The sequence below is a fragment of the Marivirga sp. genome, from assembly GCF_024636815.1.
Lineage (GTDB): Bacteria > Bacteroidota > Bacteroidia > Cytophagales > Cyclobacteriaceae > Marivirga.
Genome location: NZ_JAGXGF010000227.1, coordinates 19,044 through 43,220 on the forward strand (window position 1 = coordinate 19,044; position 24,177 = coordinate 43,220).

The following is a 24,177-nucleotide window of genomic DNA, read 5'->3' on the forward strand; positions in this document are numbered from 1 at the left end:
TAAAAATTACATTATTTTACGGGTACTATATTCTCTTCAGATAAATTATAATATTCCATTACAGCTTTATAATCTTTATAATCAACAGGATCAGCTGTTCTTCCATTAGTAATTTGACCTGGAACCACCACTACTCTTGCAATCCAATTGTCGGTATATCTTGCCCCTAATAAATTAAGGTCAAAATTGGCATCCATGAAAAGATTGACATCAAATAGAGTAAAGTCAAAATTGTATATTAATGTTCCAAAATCAGTAAATTCGGTTTGAGGCAGCGCTCTCCATAAATCTAGATCTTCATTTTCAAAATAATCATAAAGAAAATACACTAATACCATATCAGATTCCAACATTTGAAAATCAGTGGGAAGCTCCAAAAGTAAGCTGTATTCATTTGATGCAGAAAATGTTAAATCGATATACTCAAAAACATAGGCTTCCTGACCGTCTTGTCCAGCAGGGCCTTGAGGACCTCTAGGACCTGGGGCCCCGTCCTGACCGTTGAAAGTACAGCTACCTAATGATATTACAATTATTGCTAGTAGTAAGTTGAAAAGATTTTTCATGGCTATATTTTTTTGATTAAACAAAAGTAACCAAAAAATATGCCAAAACAGATAATATTACTTTGAGTGGGGTGCTCTTTGTAAAGCTAATTTGAGTTATTAGCTACTTAAAAATGACTTGATTAGCATTCCTATAAATAAAAGAATAAAAATAGCACCCTTAATGATATTGTCATTAAGTCGCGAGTTTTTCAATGATTTGAAAATATTAAAAAGCATGTAACAAATATAATCTGCTGGAGATAAATAAACTAAAGTGCCATTTCAACGAAGCGTAATGTTTTAATTGGTTTCTATTTTTGTTTCAAGATTGTTTGATTTTATATGTAAACAATACAGTTCATTTTTCAAACATTTGAATATTAATATTTTAGAATCCTTAATAATTTACTTTAGGGCTTATTTTTATTAAAAAAATATAATAGAAGAGTGGTTTTTTAATACATAGGTAAAAAAGAAATGTTATTCCTTAAATCAAATTCTTGCTTGATAAGTATATAGATCAAAATACCTTCCTTTTTTATCTATTAGCTCATCATGTTTGCCTCTTTCGGATATTTCGCCTTCTTCAATTACTAAAATTTGATCGGCTTGCCTGATGGTACTTAATCTGTGAGCAATCACAAAGGTAGTTTTTCCTTTCATTAATTCTTTTAAACTTGATTGAATATAATGTTCACTTTCAGTATCCAAGTTTGAAGTCGCTTCATCCAATATTAATATTTTAGGGTCTGCTAAAATGGCTCTTGCAATTGCAATTCTTTGCTGCTGACCACCCGATAATTTAACACCTCTTTCTCCAATTTGCGTATCCAAGCCTTTATCAAACTTATCGGTAAATTGATTCACATAAGCCGAATTAACTGCACTTAATAATTCAGCTTCTGTTGCATTAGGGCGGGGGAATAAAATGTTTTCGCGTATGCTTCCTTCAAAAAGGAAATCTTCTTGTAAAACAACTCCCAATTTGCTTCGGTAACTGTCTAAAGTAATTTTTTGTAAATCATGTCCATCCACTAAAATCTGCCCATCATCAGGATTTAAAAAAGAAGAGACCAGACCCGATATCGTACTTTTACCTGAACCAGAAGTTCCTACAAAAGCAGTTACTGAACCGGGGAATGCCTCAAAGCTGATGTTTTTAACTACATCTTTATTTTCCTCATAAGCAAAAGATACATTTTGAAACTTAATATGACCTTTAACATCTTTCAAGTCAATTGTTCTATTTGGATTGTCTGTTTCAACAGGAGTATTCATAATCTCTTCTGTCCTGTCCAGTCCGGCAAATGCTTCTGTTAATTGGCTTCCAATATTGCTCATTTGAACTATTGGGGCAATCATAAAGCCTAAATAAAGTGTAAAGGCAAGAAAATCACCAAAAGTGAGTTGTTCCTTCATGATCATCCATCCACCTATACCCATTATTCCTGCTGATGCTAGCCCTAATAATAAAGTGGCAGAACTGGTGATTAAGCTAGTAGCTGTTAAGCTTGATTTGATATTTTTAAATAATCGATCTACTCCTTCTGCAAAAACTCGAATTTCTTGAAGTTCTGCATTAAAACCTTTTATAACTCTTATCCCTCCCAAAGTTTCAGTTAATCGACCCGTAACATCTGCGTTAATTTTTCCTCTTTCCCTAAAAATAGGACGGATTTTGCCGAAAGCCTTTAATGATATAAATCCAAAGATGGCTACTGGTACTAATACATATAGCGTCATCATAGGACTAATAGTAATAAGAATTATTAAGCACACCACAGAAGTTAAAATTCCGCCAACCATTTGAGCCAAACCCGTCCCTACTAGATTTCTTACGCCTTCCACATCAGTCATTATTCTGGAAACTAGCTCACCCGTTTTAGCATTGTCAAAATACCTAATGGGGAGCTTTAAAATATGGGATTGAACTTTTGAGCGAAGCTGGGCTATGAGATTTTGAGCTTCCACACTCAAGATCTGAGTTAATGCAAAAGAAGTAACTGCTTGTACTATAATAGCTCCAACTACTGCCAAGATTAACCACTTTAACATCTCTAAATCGCCATTTGGCACTATATCATCGACTAAAATTTTGCTGGATCCTGGCAAAACTAAAGAAGCAGCCCTACTGATGATAATTAAAATTAAGCCAACAAAAATGTATTTTCTTCTTGGCCAAATGATGGTTTTAAATGCAGTAGCTAAGGTTGTTTTAGAAGATTGATTTTGCTTTGTCATAAGTTTTAGGAAAGCTAATGTTTACGTTTAGTCTTTTTAAAAGTTTATTTAATTATTTGATTGTATGAGGTAGAAAGGAAAGTTAAGTTTTATTCCTTTTTTCTCTAAAATTCATGTCCATCAAATTATTGTTATTAAATTCATGCCATGGATTTAAGACTTTTCTTTAGCCCCGTTCCCGAGGAGATTTTTTCCGATATCAAAAAACAGGGAAGCTTTTACAAAAATATACAAGTCTATCAGGAGAAATTTCCTGATTATAAAAGTGCGGATATTGCCTTGATTGGAATTTCTGATAAAGGAAATAAAGATGAAAATGTTGGCACAGCAGGGGGAGCGGATGCCTTAAGAAAAAAACTCTACCGTTTATCAAAAGGCTCAGGTGCTTATAATATTGTGGATTTAGGAAATATTTCTGAAGCTATTGACACTGAGCAGACATTCGGGAGGGTTCAAGAGGTTTGCCATGCTTGTATCGAGAATAATGTATTGCCCATTTTAATTGGAGGGTCCCAAGATATGGGTTTTGCGCAATATTTGGCTTATGAGGAAATGGAAAAGCTTATCAGTGTTTTAAATGTGGATGCATTTTTGGATATGGAGGATAAAGATTCGCCTGCCAACCAACAGCACGTTCAAAAAATGTTGATGCATCAACCCAATTATTTATTTAATTACAGTCACTTGGCTTATCAAACTTATCTGGTAAATCCACAAGCTATAACTACGCTAGAAAAATTATATTTTGAAGCACATAGAATAGGAGCCTTACGCCATGATATAAAGGAAATGGAACCTGTTATCCGTCAAGCGGATATGATGAGCTTCGATTTATCAGCTATAAAATCCTCTGATTTTCCTGCTTCTGCTCAAGCTCAGCCTTTTGGACTTACGGGTGAAGAGGCTTGTCAATTATGCTGGTATGCAGGGATCAATGAAAAATTAAGTGCTGTCGGATTTTATGAATTTGATGTCACTAAGGATGATAAATCCAGTAAATCAGCAGCTGTATTGGCGACTATGATCTGGTATTTTATAGAAGGATTTTATCACAGAAAGGAATCAAGAGACTTCCGCTCCAATGATTATATGAAATACGTAGTTTCTATGCCAATGGAGCCGGAATTGTTAACTTTCTATAAAAGTAATTTCATAGAAAAATGGTGGATGGAAGTACCAAACCCTTCTGGAAATAACCGTTTTAATAGAAATTCCATAGTTCCGTGCAGTTATTCAGATTATCAACAAGCTTTAAAAGGCGAATTACCTGAAAGATGGATCGTGATGCATTCTAAACTATTTTAATGATAAAGCGTACTTTTGTTCTATGAGAAATATTTTTGGAATTTTAATTGTTACAATTTTTACAACTGCCTGCAGTCCTAGCGAGCAGTCAGCAGATAAAATTATTCAAAATGCAATTGAATATCATGGAGGTGACGCATACGAAACCTTAAACCTAAAATTTCAATTCAGGGATAAACTTTATGCGCTTAGGCATGCGGGTGGAAGTTTTCGGTATGAAAGGAATTTTAAAGATTCTACCGGTCGTGAAATCAATGATATTTTAGATAATAATGGTTTTAAAAGATTAATTGATGGCGAAAAAGTGGAGTTATCAGCTAAAGATTCTGCTGCCTATGCTAATTCAGTTAATTCCGTTCATTATTTTGCATTGCTTCCTTATAATTTGAAAGATGAAGCTGTATTGGCACATAATAAAGAGGATGTACTTATAAAAGGAAAGCCCTATAAAACGATAGAAGTGAAATTTAGGCAAGAAGGTGGAGGCACTGATTATGAAGATGTTTTCATGTTTTGGTTTAATGCCAACACTTATGAAATGGATTACTTTTCTTATTCCTATGAGACAGAAGGAGGAGGTGTTCGCTTCAGAGAATCTATAAATAAAGAGAAAGTTGAGGGTGTTATATTTCAGGATTATAACAATTATAAAGCTGAAAAAGGTACTGATTTAGTGAATTTACCGGCAATGTTTGAGAAAGATGAATTGGAATTACTTTCTAAAATTGATTTGGAATTTGATGTTGAGGCTTTATGATTGTATCAAAACCTAGAGTTAATACTGTATTTGCATTAAGCATTTTTCTAGTCCTTGTATTTGGTTCTTTTTTTCTGTTGTTAGACAGCCTTTTAAAAGGTGAGTCCTTCTTTATTGTTAAACTCATATTAACTCCCATCACTTTAGTAATAGCTTTATTGGTATTAGGGAAATTGCTGGCAGCTATTAAAATTGTAAAAGCTGGAAATAATAGATTAAATATATTTTTTCCTATCAGTCGCAGCAGAATAGATTTGCCATTAGATGAAATAAGAGGTTGGAGAGAAGATGTAGTCAAAACCAAACAAGGTGAATTCAAAGAAACTAAAATTCTCTATGGGAAGAAGAAAGTTATTAAACTCTCCAATAAAGAGAATACAGAATATGATCAATTAGTAAAATACCTTAATCAAAAAGCCAAAAAACAAAAGGCTGGTTAAGAATTGATCACACATTCTACCCGTATTAGAATCGCTTAATTTAATCACCAAAGATTTTAAGAATATGGGCTATTTCCCGCATAACTCCCAAATGAATCTGCCTATAAATTTGACAAAGTAATATGTTTAACTAAATTCGGCTTGTTTTAAAACCAAATAAGACATTTATGGCTGAAAAAGTTGAAGAATTTAGTAGTAGGTGGAGTATAATCCTGGCTTCTTTAGGAATGGCAATTGGTGCTGGAAATCTGTGGCGTTTCCCACGAATAGCTGGAGAATATGGAGGCACATTTATTATACTCTGGATGTTATTTCTTTTAGTTTGGTCTATTCCTTTATTAATGGCTGAATTAGCATTAGGTAAACATTATCAAAAAGGGACGTTAGGCTCCTTAGGTAATTTAGCCGGTAAGAAATTTAATTGGATGGGAGTGTTTATCACCATCGTAACTTTAGGAATTGCATTTTACTATTCTGTAGTTACAGGCTGGTCACTCCGATATTTCATCTTGAATACTGAAGTTCTTATCGGGTATCTTTTTGGCGCGGGTGAGTTAAACCAACAAATTGGTGAGACTGATTTCATGAACACCTTTTGGTTTAATCTGTCCAATTCCAGCTGGGTGGCTGTTGTATGTTATATGGTGACCATCCTGGCGGCTATTTGGGTATTAAGCAAAGGAATCAAAAATGGATTAGAAAAAGTTAATAAACTCCTTATCCCAACATTATTTATTTTATTGATGGTGGTTTCTGCTTTTGCTTTAAATATGGAAGGAGGCTATCAAGGTCTAGAATATTTATTCACCATAGATGTGGAGAAATTCTCAAATCCCACCATTTGGATTGAAGCCATTACCGATTCAGCCTGGAGTACTGGTGCAGGTTGGGGATTGATGATTACCATTGGTTCTTTCTCTAATAAAAGAGAAGATGTTACTTTAAACACATTTTTAGGAGCTTTTGGTAATAATACTGCTGCATTATTAGCCGCGATGGCTATTTTACCCGCAGTATTTGCCATGTCAGCAACTCCTGAAGGTGCTATGGACTATCTGCATTCTGGTAGTCAGGCGCTAACTTTCACCGTTATTCCACAACTTTTTGCGCAAATGCCAGGGGGACCAATATTGTCTTTCATATTTTTCGGTGCATTTTTAATGGCAGCCTTTAGTTCTTTATTGCCTATGATGCAATTATTGATCAAAAACTTAACAGATTATACCTTAACAAGAAAACAAGCTGCATTTGTAGCAGGTGCTTGTTGTTTTATTATTGGTTTCCCATCAGCTTATTCATTGGATGTTTTCAAAAACCAAGACTGGGTTTGGGGCTTAGGTTTGTTAGTAAGTGGGATCTTCATCGCTTTCTTGGTTATCAGATATGGTCCTGTTAAATATAAAAGGGATTTTATAGATGAAAGCTCCGATTTCACAGTAGCCAATTGGTACTTCAAACTCATGGTCTATGCTATTTTCTTCTTCGGATTATTTTTAGTGTACTGGTGGATGAGTCAAGGTTATAGTGAATATCCTTGGTTCGATGCTGAAGGCAACTGGAATGTTATGGATGTTTACAGTAATGCCAGCATAGTGACACAGTGGGGAATTGCATTAGTTATTGCAATAGTATTTAATGGATGGTTTTACAAAAAATTTGTTAGAAAATGATGAGTACTGAAGCAATAATCGGAATGGTGGTTTGTTTAACTATCACCTTGGGAGGATTTATCGGATTAGTGATAAAAGCACTTTCAATGGATAAGAAAAAGGAAGAAGAATAAATAGAATTGATATTCAAATATAAAAAGGGGGGTCAGTCGGTTCCCCTTTTGTTTTTTTGGTCTATAAATTCTTTCACTACTTTTTTGGGTAAAACGTGATAGCCATTAATAGGCTTTAAATTTTCAGCTTTTTCTGTAGGCTTAAGATGAACATGATATCCTTCTATTTCTTCTATAGCTATCATATCATCCACTTCATATAAATCATCTTTATGGATTTCATCATAGCCATTTAATAATTTCTCCTTTGCCCTTTTTTTAATTTCTGTGGCTAATCTGCCTACTAAAAAAGTATTGGCATGATGCTCCATGAAATCTCCCTTTTTGTAAGCGCCTAAGTTGATAAAGAATAATTTCTTATCCTTTTCTTTACTCTTTTCTTTGGTTACGATAATTTCAAAACCATCTATCACGTTCAATTCCATATAGGAATCAATGTGCATTTTTTCTGGAAGTCCAAACCATTTATCTAACAACTGGAAATAACAATCTTCAATTTTTTTGCCTACTGCAAAAACGACATCATGCAATTCAGTATTGGACTTTTCTGCAGCACCGCCCAAGACAACAGCATATAATTTTAATGGATTCATTTTTTTCAATTCTTTATGGAAAATTAATAACTATTCAAAGCAATTCAAGTTTAGCAAATGTAAACTAAATTAAAAATATAATTATGGCAGAAGTAACATTAGGCGGAAACCCGTCAAACACAATAGCAGATTTACCATCAAAAGGACAAAAGGCACCTGATTTCAAATTGATTAAAACCGATATGTCAGAAGTCTCTCTTTCAGATTATAAAGGAAAGAATGTGGTTTTAAATATTTTTCCTAGCGTTGATACAAAAGTTTGTGCCATGTCTGTAAGGGAATTTAATGAAAAGGCTGCTTCATTAGATAATACAGTGGTTTTATGTATTTCAAAAGATTTGCCTTTTGCACAAGCAAGATTTTGTGGTGCAGAAGGAATTGAAAATGCTATTCCAGTTTCTAATTTCAGAAATGATAGTTTTGGTAAAGATTACGGAGTAGAGTTGGTCGATGGTGGATTTAAAGGTCTAAATGCTAGAGCAGTGGTAGTTGTAAGCCCAAATGGAGAAGTTATTTATAATCAATTAGTGCCAGAGATTGGCAATGAACCTGATTACGAAAAAGCTTTGGAGGTTGTTAAATAATTTTTTTAAAAAAAAGCCTCAGAATAATGAAAGTCTGAGGCTTTTTAAACTAGTGAAAGAAATTTATTCTTCCATTACAATTGAAAATTCAATTTGACCATTTTCTCCGTCACCAGGAGTGATAGATTCTACTAATAACAATCCTTTCTTAGCTCCGCCATTCTTAGAACCGTCAGTTTCAAAAGCTAAAACATCACCTATTGCAAGATTTGTAATTCTACCATCAGAGTTTCCTGATGTTCCATTTTCAAATGCTTCTGAAATGAAGCTTAAGTTTGCCTCATTGAATTGAGATTGAGTTACGGTAGTTGCCTTTATTAAAGTGTTATTTCTAACTCCCCATGCACTTTGCCCATAATCAAATGGATAATTAGCCGGGGAAGCTATAGTAGCTTCAGTTTGTGCAGTACCTGACCCATAAAAATATCCAAAATCAATGTTAGCCGATAGTGGCTCAGTACTTCCGTTGATCTGCGCCATTGAATATGTTTGACCTGTATTGGTACTGAAAAATGTTTGTGAGCTTTTACTTGATGTTGTTCCATCAGCATCCTGCAATGGGGCAGCTAACAATATTGCACTGAAATTAATTAGTGGAGATTCGCTTATTGCTAAATCTAAAGTGCCTTCTCCAAATCTTCCATCTTCATCTTCCATCACAACTGTAAATGTTAAGGTCTCATTAGCAAATTCCACTGGAATAGTAAACCCATCAATGCTAAAACTTCCTTCTGTCTCTCCTGCTACTCCAAAAGCATTTAAATCAATAACATTGTCAGAGATTCCATTTGCATTTAAGGTAACTGTAGCAGTTTCTGTTTCTGCATCTATGGTTGCGCCAACTACAGCTGCGTCAGCTGTAAAATCAACAACTAGGTTAATAACATCTCCTGCCATATATGTATCTTGTGCGGTTTCAACTGATAAACTAACATTTGGTGCGCTTTCTACAGGTGTTTCATCTCCTGTAGAATCACAGGCAGTAAAAACAAATAAACTGGCTACTGCAAACAATAGTCCATTTTTCAAAAATTTCTTCATAATTCAGTTCTTTAAATAATATAAAAATAAAATAGTATATTTATGCCGGAATTTATTTGACCGGGTAGTTTAAAGACCCATTTTGATGGCATAAGGTTGTCTTAAAACTGAAAAATATTTAGTTTGCCTAGTTTTTTCTTGATTCTGGTAATTTTTTCTTAAATTTAATCTACTAGATCTTTTACGTAAGTTCCTAAAAGTTAATATATTAGCAGTCGATAGTTTGAGTGAAAGCTTAACTATATGTAATAAAAAAAATATTTTTTAGGTATTTCAATTAATTTATATAACTTTATTGATAGAATTTTAAGGAATTAATTTTAACTTGCTTAAAGTTTTATTGTACTTTTATAAAGTATTATTAATATTTCGCATTAGAAAACTAAATTTACCATCACTAAAAAACTGAATTATGGCAGAGAATAACCAAAGCATCTTTGACATGATAAACCAATACGGACCTTACGTTGGTATGGTCATCATTGGGGTAGCCGTCTTACTTGTTTTACTTTATTATTTAAGGTTAGGAACCTTAAGTGAATTTAAGCAAAAGTATGATTACATTAACAAAAACGAAATTGATGTTTTATGGCGATCTGCTGTAATTATATTAATTGGCGCTGTTATTTGGGTTAATTCCCTCTTTGGTGAAACTGAATTTTTATGGTTAGCTGTAAAAGTTTTTGTTTCTGGTATGTTGGCTCTTATCATTGGTGTAATCGTTCAAAATGTATTAAGATTTTATTTTCCTTTCTACATTGAAAAACGCCTTAAAAAATTACGTTATACACCAAGGGTTTCACCAAAAACAGGTAAACCAATGAAATTATTAAGTGAGGAAGAAGAAGATGTATACCTGGATGAAGGTATGCAGGCTGAAGAAGATATTTTCTCTGTAGATTATGATGTATGGGTGGATGAAGAGACTGGCTATACTAAAATTGAGAAATATTCAGGTCACTTACATGCATTACAGTGCTCTGAATGTAATTATCAAACTTTAAAAGTAGTAAAAGAGGAAATAATTAAATCTCCTACTATAGATGAAGATGGGGAATTGATGAAATACTTCAAATGTTCTTACTGTGGGCATAAGGCCAGAAAAACTTTCCATATTGCAAAGTTGAGAGAGCCAAACCCTGAAACATCAACTTCAGATAGTTCTTCAGCCTCGGCATAAGAATATTGTACTTAAATTTAAAAAAGCCAATCAGGTTATTTGATTGGCTTTTTTTATGCCTGTTTAATATTGTATGCAAATATTCTTGGGCTCAGTAAAAAATCTTAGAGCCTCCAGTCCCCCTTCTCTACCTAATCCACTATTTTTCATTCCTCCAAATGGAGTTCTCAAATCCCGATTCATCCAGCAATTAACCCAAACTATGCCAGTTTCAATTTGATTCCCTATTCGGTGTGCTCTTGATAAGTCGCTTGTCCAGATGCTGGATGCTAAACCATATTCATTTTGATTTGCTAATGAAAGAGCCTCTTGTTCATTTTTAAAAACATTTAAACTCACAACTGGACCAAAAATTTCTTCTTGATTTGTTCTGCAATGATTAGATAAATTTTCAAAAACATGTGGTCTTAAAAAATATCCGTTTTTAGTATGTTCGTTTAACTCTATAGTCTCATCTCCGCATAACAAACTTCCTCCTTCTTCTTTAGCTAATGCTATATAGCTTTTCACTTTTTCCAAATGCTGTGCAGATACCAGAGCTCCCATATTGTTGGAGTTATCTGAAGGGCTGCCTACTTTTAAAGCTTTTACTTTTTGAATGAATTTTGCTTTAAAGTCTTCATAAATAGAGTCTTCAATATAAATACGAGATGCGCACAGACAGATTTCTCCCTGATTAGTAAAGGATGCTCGAACTAAACCTTCAACTGTTTTATCCAGGTCGCAATCACCAAATACTAAAGCAGGGTTTTTACCGCCTAATTCCAGCGAAACTTTACGAAACATTGGCGCTGAAATCTCAGCTATCTTTCGTCCTGTTGCAGTTCCACCCGTAAAGGATACCGCTTTAATTCTTTTGTTTTGCACTATGGCATTTCCAATATCTGGGCCAGTGCCATGAAGGATATTCAAAACTCCTTTTGGTAAACCAGCTTCTATGCATATTTTACTAAATAAATAAGCCGTGTAGGGTGTGATTTCAGATGGCTTTGCGATAACACAGTTTCCGCTTGCAAGTGCAGGAGCTATTTTCCAGGTGAAAAGATAAAGCGGTAAATTCCAGGGTGAAATACAAGCTACTACTCCGAGGGGTTTTCTTAATGTATAATTAATAGAATCCTTTCCGGCATGTGATTCACTGCTAAATTGGGTGATAGCATGTGCGAAAAACTCCATGTTTGAACTTGCTCTGGGAATATCTACAGTCCTGGCTAATTGAACTGGTTTACCAGTATCTTTGCTCTCTGCTTCCGCTAGGTCTTCAAGATTTTCTTTGATGAGGTCGGAAATTTTGATCAAATAGTCTGCTCTATCTTTTGCCGATAATTCGCTCCATTCAGGGTATGCTTTTTCTGCTGAAGCTAATGCATATTTTAAATCTTCTTCATCAGAAAGAGGGATTTGGTCAAATGCTTCAGCTGTAGCTGGATTAATATCATCTATATATTTAGCTGAATGTGGAGGAATTAACTCTCCGTTGATGTAATTGGCTATTATTTCCATATCAGATACAATCTAATCGCCCTCCATCAATGGGTAAATTTACCCCGTTGATATAGGATGCTTTTTCTGAAGCTAAAAATAATACTGCATTTGCTACTTCATGTGGTTCAGCAAATCTCCCCGCAGGAATTTTAGATTGCATTTCTTTACTCACTTCATCTAGGCTTTTTCCACTTGATTTGCTTTTACTTTGTATCAATCCTTCCAATCTACCTGTCATGGTAGCCCCTGGTAAAATATTATTCACTGTAATGCCAAACGGCCCTAATTCATTTGAAATGGTCTTGGACCAACTTGCGACTGCACCTCTAATGGTATTAGATATTCCTAAATTAGGAATAGGCTGACGAACGGAAGTAGAGATGATATTGATAATTCTTCCGTATTCTTCGCTTTTCATTTTAGGAATTACAGCCTGTGCCAAATATTGATTGCAAATCAAATGTTGTTGAAATGCAATCATATAATCTTTTCCTAATGCCTCATGAGCTTGTCCTGGACTGGGCCCTCCAGTATTATTGATTAAGATATCTACTTGATGTTTCGCGCAATACTCTAAAGCTATATCCCTTAATGACTCAGGGTGACAATAATCGGCCACTAAAATATGATGATCTTGTTTTTTATTTGGTAATTCATTCTGAGTTGATTCCAATTTTGCTTGATCTCTTGCAATAAGCGTAATATTTGCTCCTTCTTGTGCAAAAGCTTGGGCAATAGCCTTACCTATTCCTGCCGTACTTCCGCCAACCATTACTCTTTTTCCTGATAAATTTAAATCCATTTCAATTATTTTTTTAGATGATTATCATCAATTGTAAATATTATATTTCTGATTTTAAACTCCGTCTTAATTTCACTAAATTTAGAAGATTAACAAAATCAATTTACATATAAGACTGTTATAAGCTTTATTAAACTGACTAAAGATGGCTATAAAGAGACCTTTTAATTTAACAAAATGGGTGGAGGAAAACAGGGATTTGTTAAAACCACCGGTCGGAAATAAAAATTTATATAAAGAGGCTGATGATTATATTGTTATGATAGTGGGTGGCCCGAATGCCCGCAAAGATTATCATTATAATGAGGCAGAGGAACTTTTTTATCAATTGGAAGGAGAGATTTCCGTTAAAATTCAGGAAGATGGTAAAGCAGTTACCATGGATTTAGGTCCTGGCGATATGTTTTTGTGTCCTGCTAATACTCCCCATAGCCCAATCCGGAAAGAAGGTTCTATTGGTTTGGTAGTGGAAAGAGTAAGAAAAGGAACTGATATGAAAGACGGGTTATTATGGTTTTGCGACAACTGTAATCACAAATTGCATGAAACTTATTTCCCTTTGGTTGATATTGAAAAGGATTTTATACCACGGTTTAAAGAGTTTTACGCTTCAGAGAAATTGCGCACATGCGATAATTGTGGGCATGTTATGGAAACAGATCCAAGATTTGTATAAATGGAAAAAGTAGCAGAAATAGCGACAAAAAGACCTTTAAAAGTCGATATACATACGCATATTTTGCCTAAAAACTGGCCTGATTTGCATGAGCGATATGGTTATGGTGGCTTTATTCGCCTGGAGCATCACAAACCCTGTTGTGCCCGCATGATGATGGATGACAAGTTTTTTAGAGAAGTTGAAGATAATTGCTGGGACCCTAAAACTCGTATGCATGAATGCGAACAGCACAATGTGGATGTCCAGGTTTTATCTACTGTTCCGGTAATGTTCAGTTATTGGGCAAAGCCTCAAGATGCGCTTGATTTATCCATGATGCTCAATGATCATATTGCAGGGATAGTTGATAAATATCCTGATAGATTTATTGGTTTAGGAACTTTACCCATGCAAGCTCCCGATTTGGCAATTAAAGAATTAGAGCGATGTGTTAAGGATTTAGGTTTGGCTGGTGTTCAAATTGGAACTCACATAAATGATTGGAATTTAGAAGCTCCAGAAGTGTTTGCAGTATTTGAAGCAGCCCAAGATTTAGGAGCATCTATATTTGTGCATCCTTGGGATATGATGGGTAAAGAACAAATGCCAAAGTACTGGCTTCCATGGTTAGTAGGCATGCCTGCAGAAACATCAAGAGCGATTTGCTCTATGATTTTCGGAGGGGTATTCGAAAAGCTTCCTGATTTAAAAGTAGCTTTTGCGCATGGAGGAGGTTCTTTTCCTGCAACAATCGGTCGCATTGGTCATGGTTTTGATGTCCGTCCTGATTTATGTGCAATTGATAATCCACACCACCCTAGTAAATATTTAAAGAAATTTTATGTGGATTCTTTAGTTCATGATCCTTCTACTTTAGAATATTTAATTAAAACCATGGGGGAAGATTTTATTGCTTTAGGAACAGATTACCCTTTTCCTTTGGGAGAATTGGAGCCTGGGAAAATTATTGAGGAAAGTGATTTCTCCAATGAACTAAAAGCAAAACTACTCGGAAAAAATGCTTTAAAATGGTTGGGTTTACATCAGGAAGAATATGCAGGGCATTGAGCAAGAATTTTTCATTGATACTAAGATTGGGAAACTCTTAATTGGGGTTTCTCAAAATAAAATTGCCAAAATCTCATTTAATCAGCCTAATAATAGTCTTAAAGGTGTTAAGCCAAAAGTAGTGACTAATTTGGAAAACCAATTATTAGAATATTTTAATGGTCATAGGAAAACATTCCAGATAGAATATTCTTTAAAAGGAACAGAATTTCAGAAAGAAGTGTGGCAAAAATTGCTAGATATTCCCTTCGGAAGAACCATGAGCTACGGTAAATTAGCAGCTCAATTGGGAGATGTTAAAAAAATTAGAGCTGTAGCCAATGCAGTTGGTAAAAACCCAATTCCAATTGTAATTCCTTGCCATAGAGTGGTGGGGATGCACGGTAATTTAACTGGTTATATTGGTGGTTTGTCAAACAAAAAATTTCTTATCGAATTAGAATCTAATAAACAATTGGGATTATTTTAAATAGGATATTAAATCAGAGAACTTGGTAGTCGGCACCAAATTTAATTTTAGAATTCATAAAACTACTTTACATTAATATATAGAATGACAGAGAATTATCAGAATACATTAGAATACGCACAAAAAATGGATCAACAAGATCCTTTGAATAAATATAGAAATGAATTTCACATTCCGGTCATTGATGGTCAGCAAGTAATTTACTATACCGGAAATTCTTTAGGCCTCCAACCTAAAAGAACTCGCTCTTTTATTGAAAAAGAAATGAAAGACTGGGAGCTTTTCGGGGTAGAAGGTCATTTTAATAAGAAAAAAGAAAATATTTGGTATAAATATCATGAATACGGAAAAGAAGCAATAGCAGAAATAGTTGGGGCTAAGCCAATAGAGGTAGTTCCCATGAATAATCTGACAGTTAATCTTCATCTTCTTCTGGTCTCTTTTTACAGACCTACAGCCGAAAAATTTAAAATTATAGTTGAAAAAGGTGCTTTTCCATCTGATCAATATGTTTTTGAATCCCAATTGAATTTCCATGCTTATCATGGAGGCCAAAAATTATTTGATCCTGAGGAGGCGTTAATAGAAATTGCCCCTAGAGCAGGAGAAGATACTTTGAGAACTGAAGATATTATAGCTACTATAGAAGAGCACCAAAATGAACTTTGTTTGGTGATGATGGGCGGCTTGCAATACTATACGGGTCAATTTTTCGACTTAGAAAGAATTACAAGAGCAGCACATAAGGTAGGGGCTTATGCTGGTTTTGATCTAGCGCATGCTGCTGGAAATATAGAATTGAAGCTGCATGATTGGGATGTTGATTTTGCTTCCTGGTGCACCTATAAATATTTAAATTCAGGACCGGGGAATGTTTCTGGTGTCTATGTTCATGAGCGTTTTGCAAAGGATAAAAGTTTGCCTCGATTTGCAGGTTGGTGGGGACATGATGAAGCTGAGCGCTTTAAAATGCAAAAAGGATTTATCCCAATGGAAGGTGCAGACGGATGGCAATTGAGTAATACCAATGTGCTAGGACATGCAGCTCATTATGCTTCTTTAGAAATATTTAAGGAGGTTGGAATGAAGGCACTAAGGAAGAAGAGTGTTTTGTTGACGGGTTATCTTGAATTTTTAATCAATGAATTTAATAAGGAAGAAAAGATATTCGAAATTCTTACACCAAAAGAGCCTGAAAACAGAGGAAGTCAATTATCCTTATATTTATTGAAATATGGAAAACCTTTGTTCGATGAGTTAATGAAAAGAGGAGTGCTGGGAGATTGGAGAGAACCAGATGTGATTCGTTTAGCCCCAGTTCCTTTATACAACACATTTGAAGAGCAATACTTATTTATTGAAAAGCTAAGAGAAGCAGTAGAAGCCGTAAAATAAACTGATTTTGAAGAAAGAAATTAAACATATCGGAGTTTTAGGTGCAGGTTTAGTGGGAGCACTTTTAAGTATCTATTTAAGAAAAAGAGGGTATAAAGTAAGTCTTTATGAAAAACGGGACGATATGCGGAAATCTTCTTCTGATTCAGGTCGATCCATCAATTTGGCTTTAAGCCGAAGAGGAATAAAAGCCTTGGAAGATATAGGGGTGATTGAGGAAGTCAAAAAGATTATGTTGCCTATGGAAGGTCGAATGATGCATAGTCAAGATGGTGAGCTTACTTTTCAGCCCTATGGAAAAGAAGGGCAATATATTAATTCTGTTTCCAGAGGGAATTTGAATAAGATATTGCTGAACAAAGCAGAAGCGACAGGAGTTGAAATCAAATTTGAGTATACTTGTCAAAAGGTAGATTTGGATGGTACTAGCGTGACTTTTAAAACTCCGGATGCCGAAAAAACCATGCAATTTGACTTGCTTTTCGGGTCGGATGGAGCGTACTCTCAGATGCGACAGGCAATGTTGAAAAAGGATAGATTCAATTATGAGCAATATTACATTCCTCATGGTTATAAAGAATTAAGCATTCCACCCACTGAGGATGGTGATTTTGCGATAGCTCCTAATGCATTACATATTTGGCCAAGGGGGCAATTCATGTTGATAGCATTGCCGAATTTAGATAAAAGTTTTACTTGCACATTATTTTTTCCTTTTGAAGGACAGCCCTCTTTTGAAAGTTTACAGACGCCTCAACAGGTATTGCAATTTTTCAAAAATACATTTCCAGATAGTTTAGCTCATTTAAAAAATATCCAAGATGAGTATTTTCAAAACCCAACTTCTTCTCTGGTGACTGTAAAATGTGAACCTTGGGTAAAAAATAATTGCGTTTTAATTGGTGATGCCGCCCATGCAATTGTACCCTTTTACGGACAAGGAATGAATGCTGGCTTTGAAGATTGCTGGGAACTCAATGTATTATTGGATAAGCATTCAGATGATTGGGAAAAGACTTTGGAGGAATATCAGTTATTGCGCAAAAAAGATGGAGATGCCATTGCGGATTTAGCTTTGCACAACTTTATTGAAATGCGAGATCTGGTGGCGGATGAAAAATTTCTGGTTCAAAAGAAAATTGAGGCCAAATTACATCATGAATTTCCTGAGAAATGGATGCCGTTATATTCTATGGTTACTTTTAGTGACTTACGATATTCCGAAGCTTTTGAAATTGGGAAAAAACAACAGGCTATTATGGATGAAATAATGCAAAAACCTGATATTTTAGAAAACTGGGAAAGTGTTGATTTAAAGGAGATTGTGGACAGATTATAAGATTTGAGCTCTTTTATTTTAAACATAATTTATTTAATTCGTTTCTATTATAGAACAAAATTGTAATAGAAATGGCATATACCGTAAAAATTACCAATGTGCTTTCCTTAACGCACAATGTGAAACAGATTACAACCGAAAAACCTAAAGATTACCAATTTACACCAGGGCAAGCCACAGAAGTAGCTATCAATAAAAAAGATTGGAAGGAAGAAAAAAGGCCATTCACTTTTACCTCCTTACCTGAAGATGAGCATTTAGAATTTGTTATTAAAACTTATCATGATCATGAAGGAGTAACCCATGAAATAGATAGTCTTGTAGAAGGAGATGAATTGATTATTGATGATGCCTGGGGGGCAATTGAGTATAAAGGCACTGGAACCTTTATTGCCGGTGGGGCAGGTATTACTCCTTTTATAGCAATTTTTAGATATCTGGATAAGAATAATAAGATTGGAGAAAATAAATTAATTTTTTCCAACAAAACAGGAGATGACGTTATTCTGGAATCCTATTTTAATGATATTTTAGGTGATAATTTTATTTCTACCCTCACCCATCAGAATATTGAGGGGCATGATAATGAAATGGTTGATATGGAATTCTTGAATAAACATTTAGAAAATTTTACTCAACATTTTTATGTATGCGGACCTGATGCGATGGTTAAAGATGTGAGTAAGCAATTAGAGATGTTGGGAGCTAGCCCTGATGGAATAACTTTCGAAAATTAAAACGGTTTATGACCGACTTATTATTTGAAGGCCCCTTTAATTCCCCCAAAAGGGGGAAAACATTGCTATTAAGTTAAGACATATTTCCTTCTCCCGCAGGAGAAGGATTGAAGGATGAGGCTTTAAAAAAAGCTTAACTTAATAGCATTGAGGAGGTAAGGGAGGATGTCCGAAGGGTCGGGACAGATTAAATTTTTATCAAACAAAATTATTCTACCAAAATTTTAATTGATGATATCATGAACATATTAGTAAGCGGAGCAGACGGAAATTTAGGAAGTGCAGTGGTCAATAAATTAAAATCAGAGAGTCATAAAATTTTTGGCCTTTTCGGAGATAAAGAGAAGGCTAAGAATTCAGAAGATGATTTTCAAAAGATGGCTATTGATTTGACTAATGCCAAAGCTGCTTTAGGAGCAATAGAGGAAGCTAACAAAGCTTTTGGAGAAATAAATGGTGCCGTATTGACCGTTGGCGGCTATGCAGGTGGAGGTATTAAAGATGTGATTATCGATGACATCCATGATCAAATCAGACTAAATTTTGATACCGCTTTTAATTTGGTGAAGCCACTCTTAGAGAAAATGCCCAAGGGCAGTCAAATATTTTTGATTGGAGCAAAGCCAGTTTTATCAGCTAATGATTTGAAGAATGTGGTATCTTATGGGTTAGCTAAACAATTGATTTTCAGTTTAGCGGATATTATTAACGCTGATTTTTCTGAACATCAGATTAGTGCTCATGTCATAGTGCCAAGTATAATTGATACACCACCTAATAGGGATGCCATGCCTGATATGAATTTTGATGATTGGGTGAAGCCTGAGCAAATTGCAGATACTATTTTACATTATTTAAACCATCCAGAATTAAGAGAAGGAGTGATTAAAGCTTATGGAAATATGTAGAAATGATTGTCTCAAAAGTTATTATTAAATCAGCTTTTGAGACAACCTTTATATTAAGATTTTAATAAATTACGCAATCCCAATAGGGCAATTATACTTCCTGCAATCAATGAAGTATAATACCATGCTTCGCTCATACGATATGAATTTTCCTCCAATAAATCTGTTACTCTCTCACCTATAGGTGCATTTGGGCTGTGGTCTATAGCCCAGTAAATAATGAATGAGCCTATTGCAATTAAAATAATTCCGATTAAAAGTCCTTTTTTCATAGTTTAAAAAATTTGGTTTACGCAATTTACTGAAATTTAACAGAATCTTAAGATGCGTAATTATGGATGTTTTTTATAAGATTTAAATTTATCCTATCTTTATGTAAATAGACTGGAACTAATTTCTTGAGCTTACGATTAGTCTAACAGATATGTCAAAAAAAGTTAAAAATATTCCTTGTGATTTGTGTCTAAGCAGGCGTAAATCAATGTTTAACGAACTTCCTAGTGACGCATTATGTGCATTAAGTGAACATAAAAGTACTTTATCTCATAATAAAGGGCAAGTTCTTTTCTTAGAAGGTACGCAACCTATGGGCTTATTTTGTATTAGCGAAGGAAAGGTTAAAATTTATAAAACAGATGATTCTGGTAGAGAGCAAATTGTACGTTTAGCTCAGGCAGGCGACTTTTTAGGTTACAGAGCTTTACTTTCTGGAGAAAATTATAATTCTTCTGCTACTATATTAGAAAATGCGAAGGTTTGTTTTATTCCCAAAAGCAGTTTTACAGACCTCATTTCCAAAGACCAAGGTTTTCAAAATAAATTGATGCAAGCCGTTTGCCATGATTTAGGAGTTATGGAACAAAAAATGGCAGATATGGCAAATAAAACGGTAAGACAGCGTTTGGCTACCACTTTATTAATGTTGAAAAGCTCATATGGTATTGATGGTGACCAAAAAACAGAAATTGATATTGCATTAACCCGTGAAGATTTATCCAAGATTGTAGGGACTGCCACTGAAACACTTATTCGTTTATTATCCGATTTTAAAAAAGATGGATTAATTGATTTAAACGGTAAAAAGATAAGCATAGTGAATGAGCGAGGACTAGCAAAAGAGATCGACCTGTTCGCATAATTTCATATTTTTCTGTTGATTACTGAACTATTGCCACATCATAAGGCTTATGTCTGCTGATTAATGTAATTTTGTGCTATGCAAGAGAAAGCAGTCCATATCGAAAAAGAAGTAATTGAAGTAAATCTTAGCAAAAAGGATATTCGAAAAATGTCCATTGAGGCTATAGCAGAAGAGTTAACTGCTTCTGGTGAAAAAGCTTTTAGAGCTAAGCAGATTTATGAGTGGCTTTGGGTGAAATCCGCCTCTTCTTTTGAAGAGATGACCAATTTATCCAAAAACTTAAGAGATTGGCTAAACGATAATTATTGTATCAATAGAATTACCATAGCGTCAAAGCAATTGAGTTCTGACAGAACGATAAAGGTAGCTTTCCGATTGCATGATGGAAATGAAGTAGAAGGAGTGTTAATTCCTACTGAGAATAGAATGACAGCTTGCGTATCTTCTCAAGTGGGTTGTTCTTTAAGTTGTAAATTCTGTGCTACAGGTTATTTGAAAAGAATGCGGAACCTCGAAGCAGCTGAAATTTACGATCAAGTAGTGATGATAAAAGAGTTGGCTGAAACCCATTATGACATGCCACTTTCCAATATTGTATATATGGGCATGGGCGAACCGCTCTTGAACTATAAAAACATGATGGAATCCATTGAACACATCACCTCCGAAAAGGGATTGTTCATGTCTCCTAAAAGAATTACGGTTTCCACTGCAGGCATTTCTAAAATGATTAAAAAGTTAGCGGATGATGATGCTAAATTTAATCTTGCTTTGTCATTGCATGCTGCAAATGATGAGAAGAGAAGCCAAATCATGTCCATTAATGACAGTAATAACTTGCCGGTACTACGAGAAGCGTTGGAATATTATCACTCCAAAACCAAAAATAGAGTAACTTTTGAATATTGTGTATTCAATAATTTCAATGATAGCCTTGAAGATGCAAAAGAACTATGGCAATTTACCAAGTACGTTCCAGCTAAGGTTAATTTGATTGAATATAATCCCATAGAACAAGCTGATTTCACGAATACAGATGAAGATAAACTCGATATATTTGCTGCTTTTCTTGAAGACAGAGGAGTAATTGTAAATGTAAGAAGAAGCCGTGGTAAAGATATTGATGCTGCCTGTGGACAATTAGCTAATAAGCATTAGAAATTTAAATCAAATTTATTTTTTCTAGTTAAAAGGTGAAATCTAAATCCATTAGAGCGTAAATTTCATTAATATTTCCTTCATCAATCAGGTTGATTTATTATGTGACCTAATTTACATATTTCTAAAAATGAAATATGAATGAATATTGCATAATTCTCCATTCTTTGGATTGAAATTAGATCAGAAAAATTCATTCTAACATTTTTTTGGATTGTTTCAGTTTAAAAAGTAACCTAAAAACAATATTTTAATGTATTTAATTGAAAATTGGGTAAAAAAAACACCTAGAATTATTTTTGTATTTGTATAATTTCATAATTTAGGGTTTCGGAAAAACCAAAATTTATGGATTTATCAATTTTCTCATCAATTCAGGGTTTGTTTTCACCCTTGTTAGCATCAAACCTTGAGAATACAGCTACGGCAGCTTCTGAAATTAATTTAGAAATTTTAACTGTAAATAATTTATGGATGATGCTCTGCATTGCATTAGTATTCATTATGCATTTAGGATTTGCATGTGTTGAGGCTGGATTTACACAATCAAAAAATACAGTCAATATTCTTTTTAAGAATACCTTAACCCCTGCCATTGGACTAGTTTCTTATACTATTATTGGCTTTAATTTGATGTATCCAGAATTTGCAGACGGACCAGGATGGTTTGATTTTAACGGATTTTTTCTGGACGATTTTGCAGGATTGGATTATAATCAAAATTATACATACTGGACAGACTTCTTGTTTCAGGCTATGTTTGCAGCCACTGCCGCAACAATTGTTTCAGGTGCAGTAGCAGAAAGAATCAAGATTTCTGCTTATTTCATTTTTACTATCATTTTTGTGGGCTTTGTCTATCCTGCTATTGGAAGTTGGCAATGGGGTGGTGGTGCATTAGCTGCCATGGGTTTTTACGATTTTGCAGGCTCCACAATGGTTCATTCTGTTGGTGGATGGGGAGCTTTAGCCGGTATTATTGTATTGGGGCCAAGAATTGGAAAATACCTAAATGGAAAAGTTATTGACAAAGAAGGCTCAAGTGTACCTCTTGCAACTATAGGGGTTTTTCTATTATGGTTTGGTTGGTTTGGTTTTAATGGCGGCTCCGTGCTTTCAGCAGAGCCACAGGCAACTTCTTTAGTGATTATGAATACTTCCCTGGCCGCAGCAGCGGGAGCCTTAGGGGGCTTTGTAATGGGTTATTTTACCTTTAAAAGATTAGACCTTGGGATGGTGCTCAACGGAATTTTAGCAGGATTAGTAGGAATTACTGCTGGTGCAGATTTAATGACTCCTGGTCTGTCGCTTTTAATAGGATTTATAGCTGGTAATTTAGTGGTACTTTCTGCTATTGGTTTGGATAAATTGAAATTTGATGATGCTGTTGGTGCAGTTTCTGTTCATCTTACTTGCGGAATATTTGGAACCTTGGCAGTTGGAATATTTGGAGAAAAAGCGGGTTGGGAGCAATTCGTCAATCAAGCTATTGGAGTAGCAGTATGTGCAGCAGCAGCTTTTGGCTCCGCTTTAATTTTATTCGTAATCCTGAAAAAGACAATTGGATTAAGAGTATCTAAGGAACATGAAGAACAAGGATTAGATAGCCATGAACATGGTATTAGAGGTTATACTATCACGTATGAGTAAAAATGAATTAACTTTTCCAAAGTTCTAAACTTTGGAAAAGTTACTATTCAGCCCCCAACAACTGCACGCACAATTGATTAGGGCCAGGATAAAACTCAATAAACATAGAATCAACGGCTATATTTTGATCAATAGCAAACATTTTTAATTCTTGGAGCATATCATCAGGAGTGGGCATTGCTAAAACATTTGCCTCTATGCATCCTTTCACAGAAGTTGATCTTTTAAAAGTTTTGATTTCCCAACCTTTAGGCATTTCATAAATCATTTCATCTCCGATTGCAACTCCAATAAAATTATAAACAGCACCTGTTTTAGCATCCGCTTCACCATAATAGGCTATTGCGATTGCATTAGCTGTAGCTTCAGATTCTACCAAATCCTTTGCCTGCATAAAAAGCATTTGTAAACTATCAGATCCAATTTTACCTTGATATTCAGTGCCCGCAATGGATACCAAAGCATCCTCTTCAATAGATTTTTCAACTTCTTTAAATCCTCCTAAAATGGCATAGGCAATAATTGAAACTATTATTAGGGCAGTAATGATAAGTAATGCTTTTTTCATGTGTATATTATTTGATTTTAACTGTCACATGGAATTCGCGATAAATATTCATCTGGCGGTTGGTATAAATTCGCCCTCGAATATTTATGCTCATTTCATAGCTAGTTTTTATGATTTGCAGATTGAATTTAAAGAATTTTATAGATGCGACTTCAATTTTGGAACGAATAACTAATAACCTGAGATTCTAATTTGTAAATTCAGATTTTCATATAATTCAATAGACAAGGCGTCTTTGAGAAGATATAGCGGGCTATATCGAGGGAAGATAACGCAGTATATTGGATTATATGGAAAAGCTTTTCCTATCCCACCTCTAAACAGCGA

The 24,177-nt window shown here is 34.6% G+C and carries 24 protein-coding genes; 16 read left to right on the forward strand and 8 right to left on the reverse strand.

Going from position 1 to position 24,177, the window contains the following annotated elements:
* Positions 1 to 11 precede the first annotated feature (11 nt).
* Positions 12 to 566 (reverse strand): collagen-like protein, encoded by a 555-nt coding sequence (locus Q0L29_RS16050; protein WP_296623289.1) that lies wholly within the window; start codon positions 564 to 566, stop codon positions 12 to 14.
* 474 nt (positions 567 to 1,040) lie between these two features.
* Entirely contained in the window at positions 1,041 to 2,789 is a 1,749-nt protein-coding gene (locus Q0L29_RS16055) for an ABC transporter ATP-binding protein (protein ID WP_296623291.1), read from the reverse strand.
* 147 nt (positions 2,790 to 2,936) lie between these two features.
* Between Q0L29_RS16055 and Q0L29_RS16060 the strand changes: the two genes are divergently transcribed.
* From Q0L29_RS16060 to Q0L29_RS16075, 4 genes are all read left to right on the forward strand, one after another.
* Positions 2,937 to 4,094, forward strand: coding sequence for a formimidoylglutamase (locus tag Q0L29_RS16060; protein ID WP_296623292.1), 1,158 nt, complete (start codon positions 2,937 to 2,939; stop codon positions 4,092 to 4,094).
* Between the two features lie 22 nt (positions 4,095 to 4,116).
* The gene (locus tag Q0L29_RS16065; protein ID WP_296623294.1) at positions 4,117 to 4,851 is read left to right on the forward strand and encodes a DUF6503 family protein; all 735 of its coding nucleotides are present in this window, start codon (positions 4,117 to 4,119) and stop codon (positions 4,849 to 4,851) included.
* Positions 4,848 to 5,291: a hypothetical protein gene (locus Q0L29_RS16070; RefSeq protein ID WP_296623295.1), complete on the forward strand. Its 444-nt coding sequence runs from the start codon at positions 4,848 to 4,850 to the stop codon at positions 5,289 to 5,291. Before Q0L29_RS16065 ends, Q0L29_RS16070 begins: the two co-directional genes overlap by 4 nt.
* A 167-nt stretch (positions 5,292 to 5,458) precedes the next feature.
* Complete coding sequence (locus Q0L29_RS16075) at positions 5,459 to 6,961, forward strand: sodium-dependent transporter (protein WP_296623297.1); 1,503 nt, start codon at positions 5,459 to 5,461, stop codon at positions 6,959 to 6,961.
* A 145-nt stretch (positions 6,962 to 7,106) separates the two neighbouring features.
* Here the strand turns inward: Q0L29_RS16075 and Q0L29_RS16080 are convergent, their stop codons facing one another.
* A complete protein-coding gene (locus Q0L29_RS16080) occupies positions 7,107 to 7,667 on the reverse strand; it encodes a DUF1543 domain-containing protein (RefSeq protein ID WP_296623298.1) in 561 nt (186 codons plus the stop codon).
* Positions 7,668 to 7,750: 83 nt separating this feature from the next.
* Here Q0L29_RS16080 and tpx point away from each other — a divergent pair, with 83 nt between their 5' ends.
* Positions 7,751 to 8,251: a thiol peroxidase gene (tpx, locus tag Q0L29_RS16085; RefSeq protein WP_296623300.1), complete on the forward strand. Its 501-nt coding sequence runs from the start codon at positions 7,751 to 7,753 to the stop codon at positions 8,249 to 8,251.
* 63 nt (positions 8,252 to 8,314) lie between these two features.
* Here the strand turns inward: tpx and Q0L29_RS16090 are convergent, their stop codons facing one another.
* The gene (locus Q0L29_RS16090) at positions 8,315 to 9,292 is read right to left on the reverse strand and encodes a hypothetical protein (protein WP_296623302.1); all 978 of its coding nucleotides are present in this window, start codon (positions 9,290 to 9,292) and stop codon (positions 8,315 to 8,317) included.
* Between the two features lie 412 nt (positions 9,293 to 9,704).
* Between Q0L29_RS16090 and Q0L29_RS16095 the strand changes: the two genes are divergently transcribed.
* Positions 9,705 to 10,472: a hypothetical protein gene (locus Q0L29_RS16095; protein WP_296623303.1), complete on the forward strand. Its 768-nt coding sequence runs from the start codon at positions 9,705 to 9,707 to the stop codon at positions 10,470 to 10,472.
* A 63-nt stretch (positions 10,473 to 10,535) separates the two neighbouring features.
* Here the strand turns inward: Q0L29_RS16095 and Q0L29_RS16100 are convergent, their stop codons facing one another.
* Both Q0L29_RS16100 and Q0L29_RS16105 read right to left on the reverse strand, forming a co-directional pair.
* On the reverse strand, positions 10,536 to 11,975 hold the full coding sequence (locus Q0L29_RS16100; protein WP_296623305.1) for an aldehyde dehydrogenase: 1,440 nt from the start codon (positions 11,973 to 11,975) through the stop codon (positions 10,536 to 10,538).
* 1 nt (position 11,976) lies between these two features.
* On the reverse strand, positions 11,977 to 12,759 hold the full coding sequence (locus Q0L29_RS16105) for an SDR family oxidoreductase (RefSeq protein ID WP_296623307.1): 783 nt from the start codon (positions 12,757 to 12,759) through the stop codon (positions 11,977 to 11,979).
* 145 nt (positions 12,760 to 12,904) lie between these two features.
* Between Q0L29_RS16105 and Q0L29_RS16110 the strand changes: the two genes are divergently transcribed.
* The 7 genes from Q0L29_RS16110 to Q0L29_RS16140 all read left to right on the forward strand — a co-directional run bounded on the left by Q0L29_RS16110 (position 12,905) and on the right by Q0L29_RS16140 (position 19,333).
* Positions 12,905 to 13,435: a 3-hydroxyanthranilate 3,4-dioxygenase gene (locus Q0L29_RS16110; protein WP_296623308.1), complete on the forward strand. Its 531-nt coding sequence runs from the start codon at positions 12,905 to 12,907 to the stop codon at positions 13,433 to 13,435.
* Positions 13,436 to 14,485: an amidohydrolase family protein gene (locus Q0L29_RS16115; RefSeq protein WP_296623309.1), complete on the forward strand. Its 1,050-nt coding sequence runs from the start codon at positions 13,436 to 13,438 to the stop codon at positions 14,483 to 14,485.
* Positions 14,472 to 14,954, forward strand: a complete 483-nt coding sequence (locus tag Q0L29_RS16120; RefSeq protein ID WP_296623311.1) for a methylated-DNA--[protein]-cysteine S-methyltransferase — start codon at positions 14,472 to 14,474, stop codon at positions 14,952 to 14,954. Before Q0L29_RS16115 ends, Q0L29_RS16120 begins: the two co-directional genes overlap by 14 nt.
* An 84-nt stretch (positions 14,955 to 15,038) precedes the next feature.
* The gene (gene kynU / locus Q0L29_RS16125) at positions 15,039 to 16,349 is read left to right on the forward strand and encodes a kynureninase (protein WP_296623313.1); all 1,311 of its coding nucleotides are present in this window, start codon (positions 15,039 to 15,041) and stop codon (positions 16,347 to 16,349) included.
* A 7-nt stretch (positions 16,350 to 16,356) separates the two neighbouring features.
* The gene (locus tag Q0L29_RS16130; RefSeq protein ID WP_296623314.1) at positions 16,357 to 17,688 is read left to right on the forward strand and encodes an NAD(P)/FAD-dependent oxidoreductase; all 1,332 of its coding nucleotides are present in this window, start codon (positions 16,357 to 16,359) and stop codon (positions 17,686 to 17,688) included.
* A gap of 71 nt (positions 17,689 to 17,759) precedes the next feature.
* On the forward strand, positions 17,760 to 18,425 hold the full coding sequence (locus tag Q0L29_RS16135) for an FAD-binding oxidoreductase (RefSeq protein ID WP_296623315.1): 666 nt from the start codon (positions 17,760 to 17,762) through the stop codon (positions 18,423 to 18,425).
* Positions 18,426 to 18,664: 239 nt separating this feature from the next.
* Positions 18,665 to 19,333 (forward strand): SDR family NAD(P)-dependent oxidoreductase, encoded by a 669-nt coding sequence (locus Q0L29_RS16140; protein WP_296623319.1) that lies wholly within the window; start codon positions 18,665 to 18,667, stop codon positions 19,331 to 19,333.
* 53 nt (positions 19,334 to 19,386) lie between these two features.
* On the opposite strand, the gene Q0L29_RS16145 is transcribed toward Q0L29_RS16140, so the two are convergent.
* Positions 19,387 to 19,605, reverse strand: coding sequence for a hypothetical protein (locus tag Q0L29_RS16145; protein ID WP_296623321.1), 219 nt, complete (start codon positions 19,603 to 19,605; stop codon positions 19,387 to 19,389).
* Positions 19,606 to 19,757: 152 nt separating this feature from the next.
* Between Q0L29_RS16145 and Q0L29_RS16150 the strand changes: the two genes are divergently transcribed.
* The 3 genes from Q0L29_RS16150 (at position 19,758) to Q0L29_RS16160 (ending at position 23,282) form a co-directional block, all read left to right on the forward strand.
* A complete protein-coding gene (locus Q0L29_RS16150; protein ID WP_296623324.1) occupies positions 19,758 to 20,471 on the forward strand; it encodes a Crp/Fnr family transcriptional regulator in 714 nt (237 codons plus the stop codon).
* Positions 20,472 to 20,549: 78 nt separating this feature from the next.
* Positions 20,550 to 21,632, forward strand: a complete 1,083-nt coding sequence (gene rlmN, locus Q0L29_RS16155; RefSeq protein WP_296623327.1) for a 23S rRNA (adenine(2503)-C(2))-methyltransferase RlmN — start codon at positions 20,550 to 20,552, stop codon at positions 21,630 to 21,632.
* Between the two features lie 348 nt (positions 21,633 to 21,980).
* Positions 21,981 to 23,282: an ammonium transporter gene (locus Q0L29_RS16160; protein ID WP_296623329.1), complete on the forward strand. Its 1,302-nt coding sequence runs from the start codon at positions 21,981 to 21,983 to the stop codon at positions 23,280 to 23,282.
* Between the two features lie 43 nt (positions 23,283 to 23,325).
* Here Q0L29_RS16160 and Q0L29_RS16165 read toward each other — a convergent pair whose 3' ends face one another.
* Positions 23,326 to 23,850 (reverse strand): hypothetical protein, encoded by a 525-nt coding sequence (locus Q0L29_RS16165; protein ID WP_296623331.1) that lies wholly within the window; start codon positions 23,848 to 23,850, stop codon positions 23,326 to 23,328.
* Positions 23,851 to 24,177 lie beyond the last annotated feature (327 nt).

What these genes read in the sequence shown, in the direction of transcription:
- Q0L29_RS16100 (WP_296623305.1), bottom strand. Translation starts at nt 11,975, where the DNA reads ATGGAAATAATAGCCAATTACATCAACGGAGAGTTAATTCCTCCACAT.
- tpx (WP_296623300.1), top strand. Translation starts at nt 7,751, where the DNA reads ATGGCAGAAGTAACATTAGGCGGAAACCCGTCAAACACAATAGCAGAT.
- Q0L29_RS16080 (WP_296623298.1), bottom strand. Translation starts at nt 7,667, where the DNA reads ATGAATCCATTAAAATTATATGCTGTTGTCTTGGGCGGTGCTGCAGAA.
- Q0L29_RS16070 (WP_296623295.1), top strand. Translation starts at nt 4,848, where the DNA reads ATGATTGTATCAAAACCTAGAGTTAATACTGTATTTGCATTAAGCATT.
- Q0L29_RS16160 (WP_296623329.1), top strand. Translation starts at nt 21,981, where the DNA reads ATGGATTTATCAATTTTCTCATCAATTCAGGGTTTGTTTTCACCCTTG.
- Q0L29_RS16105 (WP_296623307.1), bottom strand. Translation starts at nt 12,759, where the DNA reads ATGGATTTAAATTTATCAGGAAAAAGAGTAATGGTTGGCGGAAGTACG.
- rlmN (WP_296623327.1), top strand. Translation starts at nt 20,550, where the DNA reads ATGCAAGAGAAAGCAGTCCATATCGAAAAAGAAGTAATTGAAGTAAAT.
- Q0L29_RS16065 (WP_296623294.1), top strand. Translation starts at nt 4,117, where the DNA reads ATGAGAAATATTTTTGGAATTTTAATTGTTACAATTTTTACAACTGCC.
- Q0L29_RS16055 (WP_296623291.1), bottom strand. Translation starts at nt 2,789, where the DNA reads ATGACAAAGCAAAATCAATCTTCTAAAACAACCTTAGCTACTGCATTT.
- Q0L29_RS16115 (WP_296623309.1), top strand. Translation starts at nt 13,436, where the DNA reads ATGGAAAAAGTAGCAGAAATAGCGACAAAAAGACCTTTAAAAGTCGAT.
- Q0L29_RS16140 (WP_296623319.1), top strand. Translation starts at nt 18,665, where the DNA reads ATGAACATATTAGTAAGCGGAGCAGACGGAAATTTAGGAAGTGCAGTG.
- Q0L29_RS16135 (WP_296623315.1), top strand. Translation starts at nt 17,760, where the DNA reads ATGGCATATACCGTAAAAATTACCAATGTGCTTTCCTTAACGCACAAT.
- Q0L29_RS16110 (WP_296623308.1), top strand. Translation starts at nt 12,905, where the DNA reads ATGGCTATAAAGAGACCTTTTAATTTAACAAAATGGGTGGAGGAAAAC.
- Q0L29_RS16165 (WP_296623331.1), bottom strand. Translation starts at nt 23,850, where the DNA reads ATGAAAAAAGCATTACTTATCATTACTGCCCTAATAATAGTTTCAATT.
- Q0L29_RS16050 (WP_296623289.1), bottom strand. Translation starts at nt 566, where the DNA reads ATGAAAAATCTTTTCAACTTACTACTAGCAATAATTGTAATATCATTA.
- kynU (WP_296623313.1), top strand. Translation starts at nt 15,039, where the DNA reads ATGACAGAGAATTATCAGAATACATTAGAATACGCACAAAAAATGGAT.
- Q0L29_RS16145 (WP_296623321.1), bottom strand. Translation starts at nt 19,605, where the DNA reads ATGAAAAAAGGACTTTTAATCGGAATTATTTTAATTGCAATAGGCTCA.
- Q0L29_RS16150 (WP_296623324.1), top strand. Translation starts at nt 19,758, where the DNA reads ATGTCAAAAAAAGTTAAAAATATTCCTTGTGATTTGTGTCTAAGCAGG.
- Q0L29_RS16095 (WP_296623303.1), top strand. Translation starts at nt 9,705, where the DNA reads ATGGCAGAGAATAACCAAAGCATCTTTGACATGATAAACCAATACGGA.
- Q0L29_RS16060 (WP_296623292.1), top strand. Translation starts at nt 2,937, where the DNA reads ATGGATTTAAGACTTTTCTTTAGCCCCGTTCCCGAGGAGATTTTTTCC.
- Q0L29_RS16090 (WP_296623302.1), bottom strand. Translation starts at nt 9,292, where the DNA reads ATGAAGAAATTTTTGAAAAATGGACTATTGTTTGCAGTAGCCAGTTTA.
- Q0L29_RS16075 (WP_296623297.1), top strand. Translation starts at nt 5,459, where the DNA reads ATGGCTGAAAAAGTTGAAGAATTTAGTAGTAGGTGGAGTATAATCCTG.
- Q0L29_RS16120 (WP_296623311.1), top strand. Translation starts at nt 14,472, where the DNA reads ATGCAGGGCATTGAGCAAGAATTTTTCATTGATACTAAGATTGGGAAA.